We start from the raw sequence: 485 nt of genomic DNA, 5'->3' as shown, positions 1-485 counted from the left end.
GTCGGAATGGCCATGATAGCACCCCGCAAATTTGATGATCTTGTCCTTGCCCGTGTACCCGCGCGCCAGGCGCACCGCACTCATACAAGCTTCGGTACCACTGTTCACAAATCGTATTTTGTCAATATTCGGCACCATGGAAACCGCCAATTGTGCCAGTTCGGTCTCAATTTCGGTAGGCATCCCAAACGAAGTCCCTTTTTTGGCCTTTTCAATCACGGCATTGATCACAGGTTCATACGCATGACCCAGAATCAGCGGACCCCAAGAGGCAATGTAATCGATGAGTTGGTTGCCATCCACATCATAGAGGTAGGCACCTTTAGCTTCTTTTACAAAAATAGGGTCGCCCCCTACTGCTTTAAAGGCCCGCACTGGGGAATTTACCCCTCCGGGGATGTATTTTTTTGCTTCTGCAAAGAGAGCACTGCTTCGTTGGTAGATCATAAATCTTGCTATTCTTGGCGTCATGCTGAATTTATTTC

Annotated in this window: 1 pseudogene; it reads right to left on the bottom strand. The window is 48.2% G+C overall.

Going from position 1 to position 485, the window contains the following annotated elements:
• Window positions 1-447: pseudogene (locus tag AB1A65_RS17660) on the bottom strand (aminotransferase class III-fold pyridoxal phosphate-dependent enzyme); the annotation flags it as partial.
• Window positions 448-485: the final 38 nt, after the last annotated feature.

The organism is Allomuricauda sp. ANG21, from assembly GCF_040705235.1.
GTDB classification, from domain to species: domain Bacteria; phylum Bacteroidota; class Bacteroidia; order Flavobacteriales; family Flavobacteriaceae; genus Flagellimonas; species Flagellimonas marina.
This window is presented reverse-complemented; position numbering and strand designations above follow the sequence as displayed.